Source organism: Candidatus Frankia nodulisporulans (assembly GCF_902806475.1).
GTDB lineage: Bacteria > Actinomycetota > Actinomycetes > Frankiales > Frankiaceae > Frankia > Frankia umida.
Genome location: NZ_CADCWS010000338.1, coordinates 1 through 3,754, shown reverse-complemented (window position 1 = coordinate 3,754; position 3,754 = coordinate 1). Strand labels below are relative to the sequence as shown.

Annotated in this window: 5 protein-coding genes; 4 read left to right on the top strand and 1 reads right to left on the bottom strand. The window is 69.5% G+C overall.

The genetic code is table 11. The features are described from left to right. From G6R24_RS19265 to G6R24_RS24625, 4 genes are all read left to right on the top strand, one after another. Positions 1-393: metallophosphoesterase family protein (locus G6R24_RS19265; protein WP_420840676.1), on the top strand; the 393-nt coding region annotated here is incomplete at its 5' end. Between the two features lie 232 nt (positions 394-625). After that, on the top strand, positions 626-979 hold the full coding sequence (locus G6R24_RS19260) for a group I truncated hemoglobin (protein ID WP_163550589.1): 354 nt from the start codon (positions 626-628) through the stop codon (positions 977-979). 162 nt (positions 980-1,141) lie between these two features. Further along, positions 1,142-2,014, top strand: a complete 873-nt coding sequence (locus G6R24_RS19255) for a hypothetical protein (RefSeq protein ID WP_163550588.1) — start codon at positions 1,142-1,144, stop codon at positions 2,012-2,014. A 659-nt stretch (positions 2,015-2,673) separates the two neighbouring features. After that, a complete protein-coding gene (locus G6R24_RS24625) occupies positions 2,674-3,228 on the top strand; it encodes a fumarylacetoacetate hydrolase family protein (protein ID WP_225438750.1) in 555 nt (184 codons plus the stop codon). 305 nt (positions 3,229-3,533) lie between these two features. Here the strand turns inward: G6R24_RS24625 and G6R24_RS22895 are convergent. Continuing rightward, positions 3,534-3,754 (bottom strand): hypothetical protein (locus G6R24_RS22895; protein ID WP_225438749.1); only part of this gene is annotated, 221 nt, incomplete at its 5' end.

Genomic DNA, 3,754 nt, shown 5'->3' with positions numbered 1-3,754 from the left:
GCCGAGCAGATCGAGTTCGTCCGCAAGGATGTCGCCGGCCTGTCCGCCGACACGCCGATCGTCGTGTTCAGCCACATTCCGCTGTTCGCCATGTACCCGAAATGGGGTTGGGGCACCGACGACGCCGCCGCCGTCCTGAACCAGCTTGGTCGGTTCTCGTCGGTGACCTGTCTGAACGGCCATGTCCACCAGCTCTTCACCAAGCGGGAGGGAAATGTCACCTTTCACAGCGCGACCACGACCGCGTATCCCCTTCCACGCCCCGGCGAAGGTCCCGCGCCCACACCGGTGACCCTTCCACCGGGAAAACTCGCCGGTGCCCTCGGAATTCGCGAGGTCACCTATCAGCCGGCCAACCCGGCCCTCACCGTCGCCGACATCCGACTCGCGTAACACGCGCCACCCGAGCCTGGGTTGGCCAGGCCGGTGACAACGGTGGTGGCACCTGCGCGCCACACCGGTGGAAACACCAAGGGAAACGAGCCAGGCGGCCCCCGGGCCGCCGGCCTTCCTTCCCGTACATGTGGACCTCCGGCACCTTACGTGTCCACCAGCGGGCGAGTTGAGTGAAGCAGTGGCCCATCCCCGGTCAGGCCGGGCCTCTACTGCGAAAGCGAGTCCTTCGATGAGCTCCTATGACACGATCGGCGGCGCGAAGGCCGTCGAGGCCGCCGTCGACGACTTCTACGTCCGGATCACGGCTGACCCGCAGCTCGCCCCCTTCTTCGCCGGCAAGGACATCCCCAGCCTCAAGGCCCACCAGCGGGCGTTCATCTCCGCCGCGATCGGCGGCCCCGAGACGTACTCCGGGCGCGTCATCCCCACCATCCACGCTCCCCTGAAAATCAACAACGCCCAGTTCGACGCGGTGGTGAACCACCTGCTCGCCGCCCTGTCCGGCCTCGGCGTCTCCGCCCCCACCGCCGGCGACATCGGCGCCGCCCTCGCGCCCCTGCGCTCGGAGATCGTCACCGCCTAGTCACCACAACGGCCAGGCATCGAGACACCACACCGCACCGCAGCCGCCCGGGTCGGGCCAGGCCATCACCCGACCCGGGCTCGCGGCTGTCGCCGCCGACCACACTGCTTACGAACCCACTTGCTGTGCGACAATCTCGCGACATCAGCCTCGGGGGGAACCATGGCAGCGCGTCGATTCGTCGTCACCGGATGGGCGGCCGCCTGCCTCCTGTCGGCCGGGCTGCTCGCCGCCGGTTGCGACGGCACGTCCACCGCGGACGCGGCAGCCGCGGATCGCGACGCGCAGACGTTCGCCTCGTCCACCGCCTCGGCCGGTTCCACCAGCGGCACAGGCAGTGATGCCGAGCAGATCCGCGAGGCCAGCGGTACCCGGTTCGACTGCCCGAGCCCGCAGCGCAACCCCCGCATTCCCACCAACGCCACCTGTGTGAACGTCGCCATCAGCGACCTCGACGGCGACGGCCGCCCTGACCGCCTGCTCGTCTTCGAGCGCACCCCGCCCGGCGGTGGGCGCGCCCTGCTCGCCCGCGCGATCCTCGCCACCGGCCAGGAGTCCGAGGTCGCGCTGGACAGCCAGTTGGACGCCGGGGATTCGCTGCACCCCACGATCCTGCAGACCATCGACCTCAACGGTGAGCCCGGCGACGAGGCACTGGTCGCCGTCGGATACGGAGCCTCCACCGCCGACGCCGAGATCCTCACCATCCTCGACAGCCGGCTGACCGCCGTCCAGGACGGCGCCGGCGCCCGTTTCCCCCTGCTCATCGGCGCCTCCGCCGCGGGCGGCGACGGTTACCGCTGCGTCGCCCGGACCGGTACGACAAAGCCGTCCCTGCTGGTCAACCACGTCGAGGTCGACGGCGCCGCAGGCACCTGGACCGTCACCAGGCTCCTGTACGGCTGGCAGGGCCCCCGCCTCGCCGAACTCCAGCAGTCCACCTCCTCCCAGCCCGGCCAGCCCACCGAAGCTCAGCTCGACGCGCTCTCCTACGGCGCTCTCACCTGCGCCAAGCCCTACCCCGCCGCCTCCTGATCGGAGCCGCACGCCGACCCGCGCTTCGCATGATCTGCGCTTCGCATGATCTGCGGTGCCGGGGCGGCTCTGAATCAGTCGGGCGACGGCCGCACTGTTCGGTGGTCGCGATGTTCGGTGGTCGCGAGCAGCGCTGCGGCATCCTTGGTAAGTCAGACTCGCCTTTCGCCTCGCACCACCATCACCGAGGGCAGGTGACAGGCCCGGCTGTTCGGAGGGTCGTGGATCATGCGGTTCGTGGGCGTACGGGAGGGGCGACGGGTTCTCGTCGGCCTGCTGCTGGTATCCGACGTGGACGGCACCCCGAGTGGCCCCGTGTACGCAACGTCCGCTGTCACGCTCTCGACTCCCCCTGCATCACCTGCCTCACCTTCTGGTGCCAGCGTGGCGCTGTTGACCGAGGTGGATGAGTTCTATGCCGACCTCCACGAATGGTCCGACACCGCCCGACGGATCGTGGCCACGCAGGGCCTTTCATCCCAGGGGCAGCGCCCAACGGTCGAGGTGCCCGCACCGGCCGATGTGCGCACGCTGGACGAGGCCGACCTCGTGCCGGCCGTGCGGGCGGGGGCACGGGTGCTGGGGATGGGGCTGAACTACCACGATCATGCGGCCGAGACGGGACTTGCGGTGCCGAAGTCCCCGCCGCTGTTCGCGCGGTGGACGGCGTCGCTGTGCGCGGGCGGGACGCCGGTGCCTGTCCCCCCCCGGGCGAGCGGGGGCTCGACTGGGAGGGTGAGCTCGCGGTTGTGGTGGGGACGGCGCTCACCGACGTGGACGAGGCGACCGCGGCCGCCGCCGTGTTCGGCTACGCGGTGTTCAACGACCTCAGCGCACGACGAGCACAGGGATCCTCGGCGCAGTGGACGCTCGGCAAGAACGCCGACCGCAGCGGACCCATCGGCCCGGTGGTGACCGCCGACGAGGTCGGCGATCCTGCCGCAGGACTGCGACTGGTCACGACCGTCAACGGCGAGACCGTCCAGGACGGCGACACCAGCAACATGATCTTCTCGATTGGACGGATCCTCTCGTTCGTCAGCCGGACCCTCACCTTGCAGCCCGGGGACATCCTGATCACCGGCACGCCCGCCGGCGTCGGCTACACCCGTACACCCCCTCGCTACCTTCACCCGGGCGACACCGTCGAGGTCACCATCGAGCGCCTCGGCACGCTCCGCACTCCCATCGTCGACTCCACTCATCGCCCCTGACCACATCGCCGTGCTTCCCGCCACCCCGACGATCGCCAGCAGCCGGGCATGCACCGCGGGCCTGATTCCACAGGCCTGCCGGCTCGGCCCGTCCCCGCTCTGCGGACACAGCCCACAGCGGCTCCACCGCGGCGAGCCCCACCGTCCGCGTCACGCCGAGACGGGCCCGAGGCAAGACATGCCTGGAGACGGAACATGCCCTGGCCCCGTTGTACGTCGCGCGCCCTGGTCGGAGGTCCTGGATTCCTCGGTCGCATCAATCCTGGTCACACGAGGCGATCGCCGAACACCGCCAGGAAGGGTGGTCACACGTCTAGCCCTCTCGGGGGGTGCGTTTTCCACAGGGCCATCCTTCCACACGATTCGAACAAGGGTTCGACATCTGTCTCGGATTGCGCTATCGTTCGATCATGCTCATTCATCCGAATGACGCCGCCGGCCCTGAACCGCATGGCGGCCCCCCTGACGGCACCATCTCCAACGGACAGGAGGATCTCCCTCTCGGCGTTCCCATTCCTGCCGATCC